Origin of the sequence: Nocardia sp. NPDC050717, assembly GCF_040654275.1 — a bacterium.
Classification (GTDB): Bacteria; Actinomycetota; Actinomycetes; order Mycobacteriales; family Mycobacteriaceae; genus Nocardia.
Genome location: NZ_JBFAHR010000002.1, coordinates 451243 through 470492, shown reverse-complemented (window position 1 = coordinate 470492; position 19250 = coordinate 451243). Strand labels below are relative to the sequence as shown.

Genomic DNA, 19250 nt, shown 5'->3' with positions numbered 1-19250 from the left:
CAGCCTCGCGTTCGTCGCGGCGAGCGTCCACGGCCGTGCCGGATCAGGTCTGTTTTCTTGGGATTCCCGTCGGTACGGACCAGCGCGGCGACCGCGGGACGGCCCTACACTGACGCTATGAGCACACGGACCGTCGCCGTCATCGGGTACGACGGCGCCGAACTGCTCGACCTCGCCTGCATCACCAGCACGCTCGAGGCCGCGAACCGGATCGGCGCCGAGCCGCCGTACCGGATCGAGCTGGCCACCAGGGGTGGGCGCACCATCACCTGCGATTCCGGACTCCGCCTGCACGGGCAGACCCGGCTCGAGCGCATCACCGGACCGCTGGACACCCTCGTCGTCTCCGGCGGCCTCGGCCATCAGGAGGCGGCGCGCGACACCGCGCTGCTCGCCCACGTCCGCAGGCTGGCCGCCGTCACCCGGCGGGTCGCCTCGGTGTGCACCGGCGCGAGCGTCCTGGCCGCCGCCGGCCTGCTCGACGGCAAACGGGCGACGACGCACTGGATCGCCGCCGACGAATTCGCCGCCGAATACCCCACTGTCACCGTCGATTCCGATCCGATCTTCATCAGGGACGGCCACATCGCCACGGCCGCGGGCGTCACCAGCGCGATCGACCTCATGCTCGACTTCGTCGAGGAGGACCACGGCGCCGAACTGTCCCGACAGGTCGCGCGCGGACTGGTGACCTATCTCCAGCGGCCGGGTTCCCAGGCGCAGATGAGCATGTTCATCGCGCAACCCCAGGCCGAACACGCGCTCGTGCGCCGGGTCACCGCGCACATCGCGGCGCACCTGGCCGACGACCTGTCGACCGCGGCGCTGGCCGCGCGCGAGGGGGTGAGCGCTCGCCACCTGACCCGCCTGTTCGGCCGGTACCTCGGCGTCACGCCCGGTCGACACATCCGCCGCGCGCGGGTCGAGGCGGCCGCGCAGTTGCTCGTGCACACGACGACACCGGTCGCGGTGATCGCGACGCGCTGCGGTTTCGGCACGGCGGAGTCGCTCCGGCAGGCCTTCACGCGGCAGTTCGGCGTGGCGCCCGCCCACTACCGGGCCACGCTCACGCGGCACGGCGACCAGGGATCGGTCAGAGCGTCGCCGTGAATTCGGCGAAGCGGCGGGCGATCCGTTCCGGGTACTCGCCGTTGATCGCGTGCGAGGCGTCCGGCCACACCTCCACCTGCGCGCCGGGAATCAGCCGCGCGGTCTCGGCGGCCTTCGCCGCGTCGTGCACGATGCTGCGACCGGCGAACAGGGCGAGCACCGGGACGGTGAGACCGCGCAACTGCTCCTCGGTCGGGCGCGGCAGCAGCGGCTGCGCGCCCCGGTAGTCCTTCATCCCCGACGCGATGAGCTGCCCCTCCGGCACCGTCTCGTCGACCGGGGCGCCGCCGGAGATCCAGCTCAGCAGCCGGTGGCGCAGGCCGTCCGGCATCATCGGCACGGTGCTGCCCAGCGACACCGCGATCATCTTCCAGCTCAGCGGCGCGAACGTGTTGGCCGGATCGAGCAGGGTGATCGAGGCGACGACGTCGGGCCGGTGCAGCGCCGTGTGCACGGCCAGGTTGCCCCCGATGCTCACCCCCAGCAGGTGCGCGCGCGAAAGGCCCAGTTCGGCAAGGGTTTCCGCGATCCAGGTCGCCTGGTCCCGGCCGTCGGCCACTTCGCGGTGCTGGGCGCTCGCGCCCGGTTCGCCGATGCTGTCGATGGCCCACACGGTGCGCTCGGCCCGCAGGCTCGGCAGATTCGCCGCCCACATCGGGGTGCTGGCCTGCCGTCCGGCCAGCAGCACGAGGGGGGTGTCGCCGCCGGGACCGAAACGGTAGGCGCGGACCGGGCCGAAGGACGTGGCGACCGCGGCGATGGCATCGGGGCGCGGCAACGCGGCCATGGCGGCGTTGTAGGCGGCGGCGAACCGGTCGAAGGCCCACCGATCGGGAAAGTAGCCGATCTTGATCGCCGGTCGCCCGATCACGGGGTCAAGGAACAGCGCTTCCTCCGCCATGGAAAGAGGATAGTCCGCGCAGGTGAACGGCGGTACGGCTCAGCGTCCGCGCAGCAACGCCACGATGGCGTCCTGGCCGAGGCGTTCGGCGTTCTGCGTCGCGGTGCGCCCGTCCGCGTCGCGGATCCCCGGGTCGGCGCCCGCCTCGAGCAGGGCGGTGACGGTCTCCTGGTAGCGCTGGGACCCGTCGCCGTAGACGATCGCCTCCTGCAGCGCCGTCCACCGCGGCGTGTTGACGTGGTTGACGTCGACCCCGGCGGCGATCAGCATCCGCACGGTGCTCACGTGCCCGTGCTCACTGGCGGGGATGAGCGCGGTGCCGCCGTAGCGGTTGACGCTGCGCACGTCGGCGCCGTGCGCGAGGGTGGCGGCGAGGATGTCGTCGATGCCCTCGGCGCCCGCGTACAGGTACGCCGAGTCCTGCAGATCGTCCTTGGCGTTCACGTCGGCACCCGCGTCGATCAGCACGAGCGCGGCCGCGCTCGCGCGGTTCTTGGTGGCCTCGACCAGCGGGGTGCGGCCGTCGTCGTCGCGGGCTTCGAGGTCGGCGCCGCGCGCGATCAGGTCGCGCACGCGGTCCGCGTCGTTGTCCTCGGCCGCGTCGAGCAGGTCGTCGTCGAGGCTGTGGTCGAGCTGACGGGTGGTCTGCGGCGCCTGCGCCGTCGTGCCCACGGGCGCGGGCGCCACGGCCGAGGTCGAGGTCGCCGCCGCGGGCGGCTGCGGGTCGGCGGAGCAGGCGCCGATGCCCACCGCGAGCACAGCGAGGGCGAGCACACTCGCGCGGGCGCCACGGACTGTCGATCGAGCGGGATGCATGGTTTCTCCTCTGGTCAGCTCGCTTCCACCGTGCCCACCAGCGGCGATCGCGTCCAGGACGCATCACCGATCACCTCGATCGACGCCGTCTATGGGCGACCGGGGTGACCGCGGCGTGAACAGCGGGAAAACCATCGAGGTGGCCGTATTGCCTTGCGCGCCAGCGCATATCCAGACTGGGTGCGGTACGCCCGCGCGGCCGCCCGGCGCCCGCCCGCCCCGCGCACGAGACGAAGGACACGCGATGCCGTTTCTGCTGATCTCCGGAGTTTTCGTCGCCGAGGGCGCCCAGCCCGACGGCGATTCGGTGCGCTTCCGGCCCGACGACCCGACCACATGGGACCGCGTGCCCGGCCCCCATCGCGTCAAGCGCAATGCCTCCGGCGCCGCGCAGCTGCGCCTGGACGGCATCGACTCGCTCGAGACGCACTACACGCCCCGGCACGGCACCCGCACCCACCAGCCGCTGCCCCTGGCCCACGCGGCCGCGGCGGAGCTGCTCGCCTGGCTGGGCTTCACCGGCGTGGTGCGCAACGAGGCGGAGACGGTGACCGCCACCGACCAGGACATCGTCCCCGGGTACATCCTCACGCGCGGCGCCGATCTGCACGGTCGCTGCGTCGCCTTCGCCGGTCGCGGGGCCGCCCCGCAGGCCTCGGGCAGCGAGATGTTCGTCGACGTCGCCCTGCTGCGGCTCACCCTCAACCACCACCAGCTGGCGACCGGACTGGCCTATCCGACGTTCTATCGCAGCCTGTTCCCCACCCTGCGCGCGGAGTTCGCCGCGGTCTCGGCGGCCGCGGCCACCGCGCCGACCCCGCTCGGGGTGTGGGCGGCCGACGTGACGACCACCGGCGCCGCGGTGACCTCCCCGACCTCGCTCACCGACGACGTGGTGCTGCTGCCCAAGCTCTTCCGCCGCCTGGCCGACTACCTCGAGCTCGGCGACGGCGACCTGTCGCTGGCCGGATTCCCCGCCTTTCTCGCCCAGGCCGCCGACCGCTTCTTCATCCTGTCCACCGGGCACTCCACCACCGGCCTGGACACGATCACCGTCGTCGAGGGCGACACCGTGCGCCTGACCCATCCGCCCGCCGATCTGGTCTTCGACGAGAAATGACGTGTTGACCCGGCGGGGTCAGCGGGTAACCCTGAGATATGACTACTCACGAGGATCAGCAACTCGACGAGGTCATCGAACGGTTGACCATCCGTTATCCGACAATCGCCCCCGCCGAGATCGCCGACATCGTCCAGCACGCCTACGACCATTTCGCGAAGGTGCACGTCCGGGACTTCGTGCCGCTGCTCGTGGAACACCATGTGCGCGAGGAACTCGGCACGCCGACCGGCGAGATACCACCCATCCCCGACTGAGCGAGCGGGCGCGGCGCTAGCGTGGGAGGAGATCACGCCGACCCGAGGAGTACCGCATGCCCGAGACCGTACGCGCCGTCATCGCCCGAGCGCAGGACGCGCCGGTCGAGACCGTCGACATCGTCATCCCCGATCCGGGGCCGCACGATGTGGTCGTCCGCGTCCAGGCCTGCGGCGTCTGCCACACCGACCTGCACTACCGCGAGGGCGGGATCAACGACCAGTTCCCGTTCCTGCTCGGCCACGAGGCCGCGGGCGTGGTGGAGACCGTCGGCGCCGCGGTCACCCACGTCGCCGAGGGCGATGTGGTGGTGCTGAACTGGCGCGCGGTGTGCGGGGAGTGCCGGGCCTGTCGCCGTGGCCGCCCCTGGTACTGCTTCGACACCCACAACGCGAGCGTCCCGATGACGCTCACCGACGGCACCCCGCTCACCCCGGCGCTGGGCATCGGCGCCTTCGCCGACAAGACCCTCGTGCACGAGAAGCAGTGCACCAAGGTCGATCCCGAGACCGATCCGGCGGTGGCGGGCCTGCTCGGCTGCGGCGTGATGGCCGGCATCGGCGCCGCGATGAACACCGGCGCCGTCTCCCGCGGTGACAGCGTCGCGGTGATCGGCTGTGGCGGTGTCGGCGACGCGGCCGTGGCCGGGGCCAGGCTCGCCGGCGCGGGCACCATCATCGCGATCGATCGCGATCCGCGAAAGCTGGAGTGGGCCAGGGAGTTCGGCGCCACCCACACGATCGACGCGAGCGCCGAGGACGTCGTGGAGCGGATCAAGGAGCTCACCGACGGCTGGGGCGCCGACGTGGTGATCGACGCGGTCGGCAGGCCGGAGACCTGGAAGCAGGCGTTCTACGGCCGCGACCTGGCGGGCACCGTCGTGCTCGTCGGCGTCCCGACCCCGGAGATGACGCTGGACATGCCGCTGATCGACCTGTTCTCGCACGGCGGCGCGCTGAAGTCGTCGTGGTACGGCGACTGCCTGCCCGAACGCGACTTCCCGATGCTCGTCGACCTCTACCGGCAGGGCAGGCTGCCGCTGGAGCGCTTCGTCACCGAGCGCATCGGGCTCGACGAGGTCGAGGCGGCGTTCGCGGCCATGGGCGCGGGCAAGGTGCTGCGTTCGGTGGTGGTCCGGTGACCGCCCGCATCGAGAAGGTCGTGACCTCGGGCGTTTTCGCGCTCGACGGCGGAACCTGGGAGGTCGACAACAATGTCTGGCTGATCGGCGACGACGACGAGGTCCTCGTCGTCGACGCGGCGCACGACGCCGAGGCCATCGCGGCCGCGGTCGGCTCCCGGCACGTCGCCGCGATCCTGTGCACCCACGGCCACAACGACCACGTCACCGTCGCCCCGGAACTGGCCGCGCGCCTCGACGCGCCGGTCCTGCTCCATCCGGGCGACGAACCGCTGTGGCGGATGACCCACCCCGACGCCGCGTACCGCTCCCTGGCCGACACGAACCGGATCACGGTGGCGGGCACCGACATCGACATCCTGCACACCCCGGGCCACTCCCCCGGCTCGGTCTCCCTGCACCTGCCGGAGCTGGCGGCCCTGTGCACCGGGGACACCCTGTTCGCCGGTGGACCCGGCGCCACCGGCCGCTCGTTCTCCGACTTCGACACCATCATCGATTCCCTCCGCGACCGCCTGCTCACCCTGCCGGAGCAGACCACGGTCCACACCGGTCACGGCGACACGACCACCATCGGCGCCGAGAAGCCGGCACTGGCGGAATGGATCGCGCGCGGTCACTGAGGGCGACGGGTGCCGCCCGCGTGGGTCAGCGGGCGGCATCGAGCAGGGCGCGTCCAGGAGCATCCGCGCCACAACACCGTGTGTGCCGTGAACGACGCCTTCCGTCAGGCATATTCGGGACAGAACTGGCTCTCCGCGGCGGCGACGAGATAGGCCGCGTCGTTGATCGAATAGCCCTTCTCCGCGAGGGCGGTGACCATCTCGACTTCGGAGACACCGGCCGCGCGTTCATCGCAGACCGCGGTCGCCAGGTCCAAGGCGGCCTGCCGGGACGAGTAGTAGATGCCCTGCTCGTCCAGGGTGGCGATGTACACCTGCTCCGCCAGCTCGCGGTCGAACGTCGCGTTCGGCGTCGATGTCGCGGGGCGCGGTGCGCTCGAGCGCGGGGGCGTGGTGGGTGACGGTACGCCGGGACCGCCGCTCGGCGGGGCGACCTCGGTGCTCGGGCGCTGCTCCACGCCGTCCGCGGCGACGAGCACCGCGGCGGTACAGCCGCCGAACACCAGGAACAGCACGCCGAAGACCGCGAGCAACACCCACAGTGTCGTGTTGGTCCGGCGCGGCGGCTGCGGCGGGTAGGGTCCGACCGGCCGATGTGGATACTGCGGGTGACTCACGGATCTCCTTGGGTACGAAGCGAACAGCGTGACAAGATCGCTGTTCCTCGCCGCGGTGTTATCACCCGGCCCCGGTGGATCGTCGCGTGGTCAGCGCACCTTCTTCGCGGTACGGATCGAGGTCGCCAGGCGTTCCAGGAGCGGGGCGGTGGCGGCGTGGGAGAAGCGGAAGATCGGCGACCACGGGGCGACCTGGCCGGCGGCGACCGCGGGGAGATTGCGCCAGACCGGGCGGTCGGCGAGCGCGGTCGGCTGCAGACCGGAGTCGCGGTCGTCGAGCAGGATCAGGTCGGCCGGATAGCGGTCGGCCATCTCCCAGCTCAGGGATTGGAAGTAGCCGCCGGGGTCCACCTGGTCGGGGACGACGAGGTCAACGCCGAGCTCGGTGAAATAGCTCAGATCGGCGGACGCGCGCGGGTCGGACGCGTAGAACAGCTCGGGACTGGCGGAGGCCGCGAGCACACGCACGCCGGGATTCGCCGCCACGGCGTCGCGCACGGCCTGCGAGGCGGCGGCGAAGCGCTGCTCGGCGGCCGCGACCGCCGGGGACGCGATGTCGCCGCCGAGCGCCTCGGCCAGCGCCCGGTACCGCGCGATGATGTCGGGCAGGCGGTGACCGGCGATCTCCACCGCGACCACGTTCGGGTTCGCCGACTCGATCTTGGCCAGGTTGTCGTCGGGGACGTACCAGAGCCGCCCTGGCACATAGGAATCGGTGACGAGCAGGTCGGGTTCGAGGGTCGCGTACTTCTCGATGTCGAACTGACCCCAGGCGTCTCCGATCACCGTCACCGAGGTCGGATCGAGCTCGCCCAGCAGATCCGCCGACCGCGCCTCACCGAAGATGCCCGTGATGCGCTCGCGCACGCCGTAGTCGACCAGCGCGCCCGCGGACCCGGTGAACGCCACGACCCGGCCGGGTGTCTGCCCGGCCCGAACGGTGCCACCGCGCCCATCGGGAAACTCCCAGCTCCCCGCGCCGTCGGCCGACTCGTCGGCGCCGCCCGCGCAGGCCACCAGTCCCGCGCCCAGCCCGACCGCCCCGGCCACCGCGAAGAACCGGCGGCGGCTGAGGGCACTGCCCTGTCGATCCTTGTTCGCGATGACGACCCTCCTCGATGTGGCTACCGTTCCGCGAACCCTAGGACATCGAGTAAGGCAAGGCAACCCTTATGGTGTCGCGCTGCCGATCGATCCGGCCAGGAACGGCCAGGAGGTCTTCAGATCGTCCTCCCAGTAGCCCCAGGAATGCGTGCCGACCGGGCGTTCGTCGACCGTGACCGGGATGTCCAACGCGTGCAGGCGATCGGCGAGATTGCGGGTGCACACACGCACCGCGGCCTCGATCGGCCCGCCGAAGGCGATCTGGACTGGGAGCGGAATCCGGCCGTCCTGGACGCGCGGGTCAGCCGGGGTGTCGTGCGGAGCCGCGGGAATTCCGGTGCCGGTACTGAGATAGACCGCGGTGCCGCGCAGCTTCTCCGCGTTGAGCAACGGATCGTTCGCCCGCCAGATCGCACCGCCGCGCGGCCCCCACATGTTCTCGACGCTCTGCCCACCGCCCCAGTTCTCGACGGTGATCCGCACGAACTCCTGCCCGATCGGGTCCGAGGTCTGGGCGCACCCGCTGTAGGAAGCCACCGACTTCCAGAAGCCGGGCTTGGCGATCGCCAGATTGAGCACGGAAGTGCCGCTCATCGACACACCCGCCACCGCACGGTCGCCGTTCGCGGCCAGATAACTCTCGACCACGGGTGGCAGTTCATCGTTCAGGAAGGTCTGCCATTTGTTGCGCCCGAGCACCGCGTCGTCGCGCAGCCAATCCGTGTAGTAGGAACTCGCGCCGCCGACGGGGGTGACGACGTTGACATCCTTGCCGCGCAGGAATTCCTGGGCATCGGTCTGCGCGTCCCAGCCGCTGCCGTTCGGCCCGCCCTGCGAGCCGTTGAGCAGATACAACGTCGGACGGCCGGAGTCCGCCGCCCGGATCACCTGCACCGTGATCGGTCTGCCCATGGCGGGTGAGTAGACCGCGATGTCGTCGCGGCGCTCACCGATCGAGGACACCGAGACGATGCGGGCGGATTCCGGATCCGCGTGCGCCGCCGCGGCCGGGATCAGCGCGCAGGCGATGGCTACGGCGTTCACGATGGTCAGCGGCAGCAGTGGGCGTCGTCGCTGTGTTCTCACGGCAGGGTGATCCTCTCGTCGCTGGGTGGGAGTACGTGCCGGGAACCCCGCGGTTCGGGGCGCGCGGCAGAGCGGGGTGGCGGTTCGACCGGGGACGGCCAGTCGCGCGGGACGTCCAGGATCGCGCTCACGCTCCGGATCGCCGACAGCACGGCGCGCACGTCGTCGAAGCCGTGGCCGAACGCTTCGGTGCGGTCGGCGATGCGGAACGGGCACAGGCAGGTGTGGGTGCGGTTCGGATCGCGGCGGGGGCGTCCGAGCACGACCACCACCGGACCGTGCGCTGTCTCGACCGCGCGGGCGCCCAGCGGCGGCCCGAACTCGCGGGCGTTGGGCACGTGTGCGGCCGAGTCGCCGCCGGGTCGGCGGCCCACCGGCGATTCCCGGCGGCCGTCCTCACCCCGCCGTTGCGCGAGGGCGAAAAGGACTGCGGGACTGTCGACATCGATCAGCGCCGCGTACAGGGCGGCCAAGCGGTCCGGGCCGCGCACGCGGCGCGTCCGCGTGCCGTCCACCCGGTAGGTGCACTGCCAGCCCCGGGTGGCCGCGTCCTGTTCCGGTTCGGAGATCTCTATGCCGAATTCGCGCTCGCCGTCGCGGACGGTGCTCGCGACAATGATCTCGCCCATCCAGTACTCCCTTCGGTTCGTTTCCGCCGACGTCGCGTCAGCGCACTGTCACCACCCGGTTGTGCCACCCCGTGGCGCCGTCGGGGAACGGCGGTGTCCTGGCGTCGGTCTGCACCGTCCCGGTGCCGTCGATCGCGCGCACGCGCAGCGTGTGGGTGCCGGGCGAGGCATCCCACGACCACGTCCACTGCCGCCAGGTAACCCGGGAGTACGCGGCGGCGAGGGTGGCAGGCCGCCACGGGCCGTCGTCGACCCGCACCTCGACCGCCGAGATTCCCCGTCCCTGCGCCCAGGCGACTCCGGCCACCGTCACCGGGCCCGGCGCCAGCGTCGCGAACGCCGCGGGGACGTCGATCCGCGACGCGGTCTTGATGGGCGCCTCTGCCGCCCAACCGCGTTCGGTCCAGTACGCCCGAGCGCGGTCGAACCGGGTGAGTTCCAGCTCGACCACCCACTTGGTGGCCGAGACATAGCCGTACAGGCCGGGCACGATCAGCCGCGCCGGATATCCGTGCGCGACCGGCAGCGGGGCGCCGTTCATTCCCACGGCCAGCAGCGCGTCCGGGTTGGCGAGGATCGTGTCCAGCGGTGTGCCCGCGGTGAACCCGTCGACGCTGCGCGAGAGGACCATGTCGGCGCCGGGGCCGGGTTCGGCCTCCGCCAGCAGGTCGGCGAGGCGGTAGCCGGTCCAGACGGCCGTGCCGGCGAGGTCACCGCCGACCTCGTTCGACACGCAGGTCAGCGTGATCAGCGACTCGACGGCAGTGCGCGAGGTCAACGCGTCGAAGTCGAGCTCGATCTCGCGCCGCACCATCCCGTGGATGCGCAGCCGCCACCGCGCACGGGTCAACGACGGCAGCTGTAGAGCCGTGTCGATGCGGTAGAAGCTCGCCGCCGGCGTGACCATACGGGTCAATCCGGGCACCGCGAGGTCCATCTCCGGCAGCACCGGCGCGGCCGGCGCGCTCACCCGTGGCAGGACGAAAGCCGCACGGTCGGCGGCGATATCGCGCAGTCTCGCCCCGACGATCCGTCCCGCCGCACCCGCCGCCGCGGCTCCGGCCGCGACCGCGGCCACCGCGAGCAGGAACCCGCGCCGCGTCGGCCCGTCCGCACCGCGCGGCGCCACCGGCGCCGAGACCAGCAGACCGAACGCGGCGGTCCCCACCGCCGTCCCCACCAGGGCCGGGACGGCGAACAGCGGACCAGCGCCCGGCCGCAGCAGCGCCAGACCCGCCACCGCGACGCCCAGGGCCGCGAGCACACCCGCGGCGAGCCACGGTGCACGCCGCGCGAGCAGCCCGATCAGCACCGCCGCCGCCACCATGACCACCGCCATCGTGATCGCCAGCGCGAGTTTGTCATTGGTGCCGAACCAGCGGATGGCACTGTCCTTCAACCACTTCGGCGTCCGGTCGACGACCGTGGCGCCGAGGACGAAGAACGGGGAGGCGTTCGGATCGACGAACGCCGCGACGAGGTGGCCGACGCCGAGTATCGTCGCCGCGGCCGCCGTCGCCGCCATCGCCGCCGCGGTGCGGCCGAGCTCGCGGGCACTGCGAACCATGCTGTCACTCCTGAGGTTTCGAGTGCCGGCACGGCCCGCCGGGGGCGGGTCAGCCGACGGTCATGCTGACGATCGGTGAGGTGGTCGGCCCCGGCGAGCCGCCGGCGGGTTCGACCGTCACCGCGAGGGTGTCGGCGGGATCGACGGCGGTGACCACGGAGGCTTCATCGGTCATGACGGCCACCGACTTCGGCGCGCTTCCCGTCGGGATGCGCCACAGCTGATACGCCCGGTCACCCGGCAACGCGGGCATGTCCTGGAAGGACACCGCCGCGGCGCCCAGCGTCGCGGACTGCGACACCGTCATCGCTCCGCCACCGTCGATCGGGACCGACGACTCGCGACTGTCGGGCTCGTCGAGCACCTGCTGTGCGGTGATCTCGCCGGAACCGCCGTCGGGCCGGTCAACCACCACCGCGAGCCAGGAACCCGCGCCGATCGCCACGATCAACGCGGCCGCGGCCAGCAGCCACCGCAGCGGCCACCGATCGCCGTTGTCCCGCCGGGTGAGCGGGCGTACCTGCGGGTCGAGCTGGTCGAGGGCGCGCATCAACGCGGCCTCGAGCCGGGCCGGGGGCGCCACCGCGTCGGTGACGGTCATCGCCGCCGTGGTCTCCTGGATGCGGCGAACAACGGCACGGAACTCCGCGGCCGTGTCGGGGCCCGCGGCGTCGAGCCAGTCGTCGACCGCGCGGCGCTGGTCGTCATCGAGCGCGTCGAGTGCGTAGGGATAGGCTTCGTCGAGCCATGGTCGCGGTGTCCGCCACTCTGTCTCGCTCATCGGGCGTCACCTCCGGTCAGGCAGTTCTCCAGGCGCTTCAACCCGTCCCTGATCCGGCTCTTCACCGTCGGCAACGGCACCGCCAAGGTCTCGGAGACCTCGGCGTAGGTGCGCCCGCTGTAGTAGGCCAACGCCACCGCTTGGCGTTGGAGTTCGGTCATGGTGTCGAGGCAGTCCAGCACGGATTGCTCGTCGAGCCGCTGGCCGACCTCCTCGGCCACGATGTCGTGATCGCGGCCGAGGTGCGCGTGGCCGAACACCAGGTCACGGTTGGTGGCGGACTGTTCGGCCCGCACCCGGTCGACCGCGCGGCGGTGGGTGAGCATCATCAACCAGCCGATCGGACTGGCCTTGCTCGCGTCGTACTCCCCCGCCAGCGACCACACCTGCAGGAACACTTCCTGCGCGATGTCCTCGGCGGCGCCGTGGTTGCGCACCACCCGCAACGCGAGCCCGAAGACCCGCGGGCTCGTCGCCCGGTAGAACTCGGCGAACGCGCGACGGTCACCGGCGGCCACCTCGTCCAGCAGGGTGATGAGCCGGGCCTGGACGGCGTGGTCGGGCTTGGCGACGGCGGGGCACGCGGGCGCGGGGTCGGTCACCGACCGCAGCCGGATCGGTACGGCGCGCTGCCCGTTCGTCATCGTCTGGTACCTGCTCGCATCAGCATGAGAGGGACTTCGGCCAGCGCCGTGGTTCGGATGGGCGCTGTCGGCAACTTTCTTCGCTGCCGCCATCATCCTCTCTCGTCCGACCGCCGGAGCGGTCATGCGGCAGGCGGCATGAGCACGCTGTCGATCATGTAGACGGTGGCGTTCGCGGTCTCGACTCCACCGCAGACGACCTTCGCGTCGCCGACCGCGAGCGAGTCACCGGAGCCGGTCACCGTCACCTCGGCGCCTTCGACCGTCTTGTGCGTGCCCGCGATCGCCTGGGGTGCGATCTGGCCCGGCACCACGTGATAGGTCAGGATCTTGGTGAGGGTGGCCGAATCGGTCTTCAGCGACTCGATCGTGGCCGGATCGATCTTCGCGAACGCCGAGTCGACGGGCGCGAACACGGTGAACTGGCCGCCGTTGAGCGTGTCGACCAGGTTGACCTCGGGATTGAGCTTGCCCGACACCGCCGAGACGAGGGTGGTGAGCATCGGATTGTTGGACGCGGCGACGGCCACCGGGTCCTGGGCCATGCCGCTCACCGAGCCGGGCCCGCTGGGGACCTGGGCGGCGTAGTCGGCACAGCCGGGACCGACCGGGCCCGCGGCCGCGGAGTCCATCGAGGTTGCCGGGGCCGTGGTCGTCGTGGAGGTCGGCGCCGAGGTGGTCGAGTCGTCGTCGGAACAGGCCGAGGCGCCGAGCACGGCACCGAGCAGAGCGGTCGCGGCGAGCGTGGTGCGCAGGGTTCGCATGATCGATCCGTCACTTCCGTCGAGCGGCCGAGGAGCCGCACTGGTTTGGATGCCATGGAGTTCGGCCAGCGCACCGCTGTGGATGGCCGCGATCCCGGAATACTTCGGCCCGACCGCGCTCAGCCGATCGGCGCGGGCAGCAGGCCCGCGGCGATGAACCCGTCCACATAGCGGCCGAGGACGTCCTCGTCGATGCGTGGGCACCGCACGCCGAGCTCGGCGAGGACGGCCCTGGTGGCCGTGTCGTCGACGAGCAGGGCGTCACCACCGCCCTGGAGATAGTTCTCGGCGATCAGGGCCGCGCGCATCAGGTCGGCGTGTTCGGAGAGCCGGCCGCTCAACCGGTCGGCGGCGGTCTCCACCGACACTGTCTCGATCGGGAAACCCTTGCGGCGCAAGGTGTTCAGGATGTCCCCGACGCCGGTCGGCGCACTGTTGACGAGGTGGTGCACCTCGCCGCGCGGCGGCCGGTGGGTGGCCAGCGCCACCAGGGCGCGCGCCACGTAGTCCACCGGGGCCAGGGTGACCTCGGCGTCCTCGATGTCGGGCGCCACCCCCAGGTGCGCGGCCGAGCGGATGAGCGTCCAGAACGCGTCGTCGGTGCTGATGGCGCCGCTGCCGATCGCGCCGGCGACCAGCCCGGGCCGGTGGATGGTCACCGGCAGCCCGCGTTCGACCGCCGCGACGACGAGTTCCTCGGCCACCCACTTGGTGGCCAGGTAGCCGTTGCGCGGCACCTGCGCCACGGTGATGCGGCTGTCCTCGGTGACGACACCGGTGTGCCCGGTGGCGACCGCGGCCGACACCGTGGACACGTAGTGCAGGGTCTTCACCCTGGTGTCCACCGCCAGCCGCAGGATCTCCACGGTGCCCGCGATGTTGGCGGCACGCAGCGTCGCGTACGACTCGAGATGGTTGACGCGGGCGCCGTTGTGATAGATCACCTCGACGCGCTCGGCCAGCTCGGCCCACTCGGCGTCGCCGAGGCCGAACCGGGGCGCGGCCAGATCGGCGGGCACCGGGACGACGCGTGCGAGCCCGTCGGTGGCGAGTCCGTACCGGTCGAGGGTCGCGCGGAGCCTGTCGCGCCCGCCGTCGGCGTCCTGGGCGCGCACCAGGCACCAGATCCGCGCGGCGGTGCGGTCGAGCAGTTCGCGCAGCAGATGGATGCCCACAAATCCGGTCGCGCCGGTCAGCAGCACCTCGCCGGCGTCGATCGGCGCTCGGTCGAACTCCGCGGGTGGGGCGATCGCGGGATCGAGGCGGGCGTCGGCGGTCAGGGTCGCGAGCCACTGCACGTCGGACGCCGCGATCGATTCCGCCGAGACCGCCGCCGTCACCGCGCGGGGTGTCGGCGATTCGAACAGCGTGCGTGGGTCGGCGTCGATACCGAGCTGGGCGCGCAGTTCGGCGCGCAGCGTGAACACCAGCAGCGAGGTGCCGCCGACGGTGAAGAAGTTCTCGTCGACCCCGATCGAGTCGCGTTCGAGCACGTCGGCGAAGACCCTGGCGACCGCGAGCTCGCGCACGGTGGGCGGCTCCGCAGGCGCCGCGGCCGCCTCGACGGTGGGCGCGATCGCCACCGTGCCTCGGTTCGGTGTCCCGTGTCCGGCGGCGATGCCGTCCCACAGCTGTGCGACCGTGGCGTCGGGCCGGGCGAGGATCTCGGCCAGGAGGCGCTCGAACCGCGCCGCGAAGCCCTGGACCGTCGCCGGGTCGAACAGGTCGGTGGCGAAGTGGAAGCTGCCAGCCAGCCCGTCGCTGCCCGCGTGTGCGCGCAGGGTCAGCGAAAGGTCGAAGTGCGTTGTCCCGGTAGGAGTTTCGATGATGTCCACCGATGCCGTACCCAGCCGCAGCGGCGGCGGCTCGGGGAGGTTCTCGTAGGAGAACACCGCGTCGAACAGCGGATGCCTGGTGTCGTCGCGGGGCGGGTTGACGGCCTCCACGATGTGGTCGAAGGGCACCTCGGCGTTGTCGAGGGCCGCGAGGGTGACCTCGCGCGCCTGCGACAGCACGGCGGTGAAGCGCGCGGCGGGGTCCATGGTCAGCCGCAGCGGCAGCGTGTTGACGAACATGCCGACCAGCGGGTCCAGCGCGGGATGCCCACGCCCGGCCACGGGGGTGCCGACGGTGACATCGGTCGCGCCGGCGAGGTGGCCGAGCAGCACGGTGAACGCGCTGTAGCCGACCATGAAGGGGGTCGCGTCGTGCTGCCTGGCCAGGTCGGCCAGGGCCGCCGCGGTCCGGGTGCCGATCGCGAAGTCCACTGTCGCGCCCGCCCCGCCGCCGGGTCGTCCGGCGCCGGGGGCGCGCACCCGATCGGTGGGCAGCGGCGGCCGCTCGGGCGCGCCGTCGAGCGCGCGCACCCAGTGCGCGAGCTGACGCGCGGCCAGCGACCGCGAGTCGCCGCGGTCGCCGAGTCGCCGGTGCTGCCACAGGGTGTAGTCCGCGTAGTGCAGCGGCAGCGGGTCCCACCGCGGTGGAGTTCCGGCGACCCTGGCGGCGTAGGCGGTGGTCAGGTCGGCGACGAGCGGGCCGTAGGACCAGCCGTCGGCCGCGATGTGGTGCGCGACCAGCGCGAGGACGTGCTCCTCGGCGTCCAGCCGCCACAGCGCCGTGCGGATGGGCAGGTCGGTGGTCACGTCGAACGGTGCGGCGACGATGCCCGCGAGCTCGGCGTCCAGCTCCGCCGCGGTGACCGCTCGCGCGACGAGCGGCGCGTCCGCGGCGCCGGCGGGCAGCACGCGGACCCGCGGCCCGGTGCTGCTGTCGGGATACACGGTGCGCAGCACCTCGTGCCTGCCCACCACATCGCGGGCGGCGGCGGCCAGCGCTGCCACGTCCACCGGTCCGCTCAGGCGCAGGACGAGCGGCAGATGGTAGGCCGCGGACTCGCGGTAGAGCTGGTTCAGCAGCCACATCCGCAGCTGCGCGGGGGCGGGTGCGAGAACTTCGGGTCGTGGCATCGGGGCCGGCGCCGGGGTACCGGCGGAGGCCGGGTCGTCGAGCCGCAGGGCCAGCGCCGCCACCGTCTGCGCGTCGAAGACCGTGCGGACGCCGACGCCGAGGCGGGCCGCGAGCGCGGTCGCGGTGAGCGAGGTGCCACCCAGTTCGAAGAAGTCCTCCTCCGCGCCGGGCGCCTCGATCGCGAGGACCTCGGCCACGGCAGCCGCGACGGTCCGCTCCGCCGCCGTCGTGGCGGCGCGGGATCCGTTGTGGGCGAACACCGGTGGGGGCAGCCGTCGGCTGTCGAGTTTGCCGTTGGGCGTCAGCGGCAACGCGTCGAGCACCATGTACGCGCTCGGCCGCAGGTAGGGCGGCAGGTTCTCGGCGATCCGCGCGCGCACGGCGTTCACCTCGAGCGGCCCGTCGGGCACCAGGTACGCCACCAGATGGGTACCGCGCGCGTCCTCGTGCGCGGTGACGGCCGCGCGGGCGACCCCGGACAGACCCGTGAGCGCGGTCTCGATCTCCCCCGGCTCGATCCGGTGCCCACGCACCTTGATCTGGAAATCGCTGCGGCCGTGGTAGATCAGCTCGGGCCGGTCGCCGGGCGTGATGGTGACGAGGTCACCGGTGCGGTACACCCGGCCGCCGGGCGGGCCGAACGGGTCGGCGACGAAGCGCGCCGCGGAGAGCGCGTGCTTGCCGTGATATCCGCGGGCGAGCGCGGGGCCGCCGATGTAGAGCTCGCCGATGACGCCCGGCGGCACCGGCCGCAGCCGGGCATCGAGCACCAGCGCGTGAAAACCGCGCAGCGGGGCGCCGATCGTCACCGGGCGGTCGGGCTCCAGCTCGGCGATGGTGGCGATGTCGGTGGCTTCGGTCGGCCCGTAGCCGTTGCGCATCAGCCTGGTTCGCGACCACGCGGCGACCAGGTCGGGACGGATCGCCTCGCCGCCGACCCCGAGGACGCGCAGGTCCGGCAGCTTGCCGGGATCGAGCGTGGCCAGAACGGCCGGGGTGATGATGGCGTTGGTCAGGCGTTCCCCGCGGATGAGCTCGGCCAGGTCGGGTCCGGCCATCACATAGCGCGGGGCCACGACGAGCGTGGCCGCACCCGCCAGGCCGCACAGGATCTCACCGACCGCCATGTCGAATCCGGGCGAGGCGTGGTGCAGCGTGCGCGCGCCGGGACGGAGCGCGTAGCGGTCGCGCCGTTCGGCCGCGAGGTTGGCCAGGCCGCCGTGCGTCACCAGCACGCCCTTGGGGACGCCGGTCGAACCGGAGGTGTAGATCAGGTAGGCGGGGTTCTCCGGACGGATGACGGGCCGGGCGCGGGGCGGGGCGGGCGCGGTGTCGCCGGGGCCGGGGCCTGCCGGGTCGAGCAGCGTCCACGCCACCGAGTCCGGCACGCTCGCGCGGTGTTCGGCGGTGGTCACGCCGACGCTCGCCCCGCAGTCACCGAGGATGTGGGCGATGCGTTCGGTGGGATATCCGGCGTCGATCGGCACGAACCCGGCCCCGGTCTTGGTGATGGCCCAGACGGCGCCGACCGAGGCGGCGGAGCGCTCCATGACCATGGCGACCAGGGTCTCCGGGCCCGCGCCCGCGGCACGCAGCGTCTCGGCGATCCGGTCGGTCCACGCGTCGAATTCCCGGTAGGTCCAGCGCTTTCCGTCGTAGGCGACGGCGATGCCGTCCGGGTTCTCCGCCACGGCGGCGGCGATCAGTTCGCTCAGCGTCGCCGGTGCCACCGTCCGCGGACCGCGCCACGGCACCAGCGTCTCGCGTTCGGCGTCGCTGAGGACGGGCAGGTCTAGGATCGGCACGTCGTCGGCGGCGGTGGCGAAGGCGGTGAGGAAGCCGACGAAGCGGTCGAGATGCGCCGCGACCTCGGCGTCGGTGTACCGATGACGGTTCGCCTCGAACTCGACCCGCAGCCCGGCCCCGCCGACGGGATACACATTGAGCGCGAGGTCCTCGACCGGTCCGGTCGACAGCAGGTGGATCGTGCCCCGCGCCTGCCCCAGCACCTGCTCGGTGTGGAAGTTCATGATGTTCACCGCGGGTCCGAAGCCCAGCGAGCGCGCCTGTCGGCCGCTGTCACGGAGCATGTCGGCGCCACGATAGCGCTGATGCCGCAGCGCCCCGCTCAGCGCGGCGCGCGCGGAGGCGACGGCAGCGCCGACGGTCTCGCCCGAGCAGCACAGCGGCACGATATTGGACGTCATGCCGCCGCATTCACGCAGCGCGGCAACGGTTCTCGCGGTGACAGGCAGACTGAGCGGCACCGGATCGGCGTCGGTGAGCCTGCCGAGGAACGCGGCGAAGGCAGCCACCAGGACCACGGCGTTGCCGGGCAGACCACCACGGTCGGCCAGCCGCGCGACCAGCGATTCGGGAAGGTCGGCCCGGGCGTGACGCGGGAGCGGATCGGGATCGCCAGGCCGCGCGGCGAGGCTGACCGGCGCGGGCAGCTCGCCCAGCCGCTCGCTCCAGTACCGCCGGTCGGTCTCGTGCCGGCGCGAGGCCACGTAGTCGCGTTCAGCGGCGGCCAGCACGGCCGTCGAATCGGTGGCGACCACGGGCAGTTCTTCCCCGGCCAGGGCGGCCTCGTAGTGCCCCGCCAGCAGCTGCTGCATGCGCAGGGCGCCGTAGCCGTCGAGCGCCAGGTGGTGGGCGCGCGTGTAGAGCAGGTGCCGAGTCGGACCCAGCCGCAACACGGTGGTGACGATCGGCGGGTCGACGGCGAGGTCGAACGGCGCGCACTGATCCGCGCGCATCCAGGCCGTCGCCGCGGCGTACGGGTCCGGCTCGGCGGAGTGGTCGCGCACGACGACCCGGTCCTCGATGCCGTGATCGAGCTGCTGGCCCGGCTCGCCGTCCACGGTGGTGAACCGCAGGTAGGCGCCGAGTTCCCGGGCCGCGGCGCGGGCGGCGCGCTGATACAGCTCGAGGTCGAGCGGCCCGGTCAGGTCGACGTACTGGGCCACGGTCAGCGGCACCGGCCCGAGCAGCTGCTGAGCCAACCACACCTCCCGTTGGGCCGCGGTGAGCGGTCGGCGGGCGTGGCTGGTCTCATCAGGGTGGGTCATGGTGCCTCTGGAGCTGGGAGCGCGAACCGGTGCCCGCGCGCGGGCACCGGA

Annotated in this window: 16 protein-coding genes; 5 read left to right on the top strand and 11 right to left on the bottom strand. The window is 72.3% G+C overall.

The features are described 5' to 3' along the window. Positions 1 to 117: 117 nt before the first annotated feature. Complete coding sequence (locus tag AB0H56_RS08235; protein ID WP_357159034.1) at positions 118 to 1110, top strand: GlxA family transcriptional regulator; 993 nt, start codon at positions 118 to 120, stop codon at positions 1108 to 1110. Here AB0H56_RS08235 and AB0H56_RS08230 read toward each other — a convergent pair. Next, complete coding sequence (locus tag AB0H56_RS08230) at positions 1094 to 2011, bottom strand: alpha/beta fold hydrolase (RefSeq protein WP_357159031.1); 918 nt, start codon at positions 2009 to 2011, stop codon at positions 1094 to 1096. The genes AB0H56_RS08235 and AB0H56_RS08230 overlap by 17 nt on opposite strands. Before the next feature lie 39 nt (positions 2012 to 2050). Continuing rightward, the gene (locus tag AB0H56_RS08225; RefSeq protein WP_357159028.1) at positions 2051 to 2827 is read right to left on the bottom strand and encodes an ankyrin repeat domain-containing protein; all 777 of its coding nucleotides are present in this window, start codon (positions 2825 to 2827) and stop codon (positions 2051 to 2053) included. Positions 2828 to 3071: 244 nt separating this feature from the next. Here AB0H56_RS08225 and AB0H56_RS08220 point away from each other — a divergent pair, with 244 nt between their 5' ends. The 4 genes from AB0H56_RS08220 to AB0H56_RS08205 are packed head-to-tail and all read left to right on the top strand — an operon-like array spanning position 3072 to position 5969. Continuing rightward, positions 3072 to 3947 carry a hypothetical protein gene (locus AB0H56_RS08220; protein WP_357159025.1) on the top strand — a complete coding sequence of 292 codons (876 nt, stop codon included), beginning with the start codon at positions 3072 to 3074 and terminating at the stop codon, positions 3945 to 3947. A gap of 38 nt (positions 3948 to 3985) precedes the next feature. Then, positions 3986 to 4204 carry a three-helix bundle dimerization domain-containing protein gene (locus AB0H56_RS08215; RefSeq protein WP_357159022.1) on the top strand — a complete coding sequence of 73 codons (219 nt, stop codon included), beginning with the start codon at positions 3986 to 3988 and terminating at the stop codon, positions 4202 to 4204. 56 nt (positions 4205 to 4260) lie between these two features. Next, complete coding sequence (locus AB0H56_RS08210) at positions 4261 to 5346, top strand: S-(hydroxymethyl)mycothiol dehydrogenase (protein ID WP_357159019.1); 1086 nt, start codon at positions 4261 to 4263, stop codon at positions 5344 to 5346. Beyond that, a complete protein-coding gene (locus AB0H56_RS08205; protein WP_357159016.1) occupies positions 5343 to 5969 on the top strand; it encodes an MBL fold metallo-hydrolase in 627 nt (208 codons plus the stop codon). The genes AB0H56_RS08210 and AB0H56_RS08205 overlap by 4 nt, the downstream gene beginning before the upstream one ends. Positions 5970 to 6073: 104 nt before the next feature. On the opposite strand, the gene AB0H56_RS08200 is transcribed toward AB0H56_RS08205, so the two are convergent. The 9 genes from AB0H56_RS08200 to AB0H56_RS08160 form a co-directional block, all read right to left on the bottom strand. Continuing rightward, positions 6074 to 6586, bottom strand: coding sequence for a DUF732 domain-containing protein (locus AB0H56_RS08200; RefSeq protein WP_357159013.1), 513 nt, complete (start codon positions 6584 to 6586; stop codon positions 6074 to 6076). Positions 6587 to 6676: 90 nt separating this feature from the next. Next, complete coding sequence (locus tag AB0H56_RS08195) at positions 6677 to 7636, bottom strand: ABC transporter substrate-binding protein (protein ID WP_357159010.1); 960 nt, start codon at positions 7634 to 7636, stop codon at positions 6677 to 6679. Positions 7637 to 7756: 120 nt separating this feature from the next. Next, positions 7757 to 8776, bottom strand: a complete 1020-nt coding sequence (locus AB0H56_RS08190; RefSeq protein WP_357159007.1) for an alpha/beta hydrolase family protein — start codon at positions 8774 to 8776, stop codon at positions 7757 to 7759. Next, complete coding sequence (locus tag AB0H56_RS08185) at positions 8773 to 9405, bottom strand: hypothetical protein (RefSeq protein ID WP_357159004.1); 633 nt, start codon at positions 9403 to 9405, stop codon at positions 8773 to 8775. The genes AB0H56_RS08190 and AB0H56_RS08185 overlap by 4 nt, the downstream gene beginning before the upstream one ends. A 37-nt stretch (positions 9406 to 9442) precedes the next feature. Then, positions 9443 to 10972 (bottom strand): molybdopterin-dependent oxidoreductase, encoded by a 1530-nt coding sequence (locus AB0H56_RS08180; protein ID WP_357159001.1) that lies wholly within the window; start codon positions 10970 to 10972, stop codon positions 9443 to 9445. A 49-nt stretch (positions 10973 to 11021) separates the two neighbouring features. After that, positions 11022 to 11753 carry an anti-sigma factor gene (locus AB0H56_RS08175; protein ID WP_357158998.1) on the bottom strand — a complete coding sequence of 244 codons (732 nt, stop codon included), beginning with the start codon at positions 11751 to 11753 and terminating at the stop codon, positions 11022 to 11024. Beyond that, a complete protein-coding gene (gene sigK / locus AB0H56_RS08170; protein ID WP_357158995.1) occupies positions 11750 to 12397 on the bottom strand; it encodes an ECF RNA polymerase sigma factor SigK in 648 nt (215 codons plus the stop codon). Before sigK ends, AB0H56_RS08175 begins: the two co-directional genes overlap by 4 nt. A gap of 122 nt (positions 12398 to 12519) precedes the next feature. After that, complete coding sequence (locus tag AB0H56_RS08165) at positions 12520 to 13161, bottom strand: fasciclin domain-containing protein (RefSeq protein ID WP_357158992.1); 642 nt, start codon at positions 13159 to 13161, stop codon at positions 12520 to 12522. A gap of 119 nt (positions 13162 to 13280) precedes the next feature. Further along, a complete protein-coding gene (locus AB0H56_RS08160; protein ID WP_357158988.1) occupies positions 13281 to 19199 on the bottom strand; it encodes an amino acid adenylation domain-containing protein in 5919 nt (1972 codons plus the stop codon). Positions 19200 to 19250 lie beyond the last annotated feature (51 nt).

What these genes read in the sequence shown, in the direction of transcription:
- AB0H56_RS08235 (WP_357159034.1), top strand. Translation starts at nt 118, where the DNA reads ATGAGCACACGGACCGTCGCCGTCATCGGGTACGACGGCGCCGAACTG.
- AB0H56_RS08230 (WP_357159031.1), bottom strand. Translation starts at nt 2,011, where the DNA reads ATGGCGGAGGAAGCGCTGTTCCTTGACCCCGTGATCGGGCGACCGGCG.
- AB0H56_RS08225 (WP_357159028.1), bottom strand. Translation starts at nt 2,827, where the DNA reads ATGCATCCCGCTCGATCGACAGTCCGTGGCGCCCGCGCGAGTGTGCTC.
- AB0H56_RS08220 (WP_357159025.1), top strand. Translation starts at nt 3,072, where the DNA reads ATGCCGTTTCTGCTGATCTCCGGAGTTTTCGTCGCCGAGGGCGCCCAG.
- AB0H56_RS08215 (WP_357159022.1), top strand. Translation starts at nt 3,986, where the DNA reads ATGACTACTCACGAGGATCAGCAACTCGACGAGGTCATCGAACGGTTG.
- AB0H56_RS08210 (WP_357159019.1), top strand. Translation starts at nt 4,261, where the DNA reads ATGCCCGAGACCGTACGCGCCGTCATCGCCCGAGCGCAGGACGCGCCG.
- AB0H56_RS08185 (WP_357159004.1), bottom strand. Translation starts at nt 9,405, where the DNA reads ATGGGCGAGATCATTGTCGCGAGCACCGTCCGCGACGGCGAGCGCGAA.
- AB0H56_RS08180 (WP_357159001.1), bottom strand. Translation starts at nt 10,972, where the DNA reads ATGGTTCGCAGTGCCCGCGAGCTCGGCCGCACCGCGGCGGCGATGGCG.
- AB0H56_RS08175 (WP_357158998.1), bottom strand. Translation starts at nt 11,753, where the DNA reads ATGAGCGAGACAGAGTGGCGGACACCGCGACCATGGCTCGACGAAGCC.
- sigK (WP_357158995.1), bottom strand. Translation starts at nt 12,397, where the DNA reads ATGACGAACGGGCAGCGCGCCGTACCGATCCGGCTGCGGTCGGTGACC.
- AB0H56_RS08165 (WP_357158992.1), bottom strand. Translation starts at nt 13,161, where the DNA reads ATGCGAACCCTGCGCACCACGCTCGCCGCGACCGCTCTGCTCGGTGCC.
- AB0H56_RS08160 (WP_357158988.1), bottom strand. Translation starts at nt 19,199, where the DNA reads ATGACCCACCCTGATGAGACCAGCCACGCCCGCCGACCGCTCACCGCG.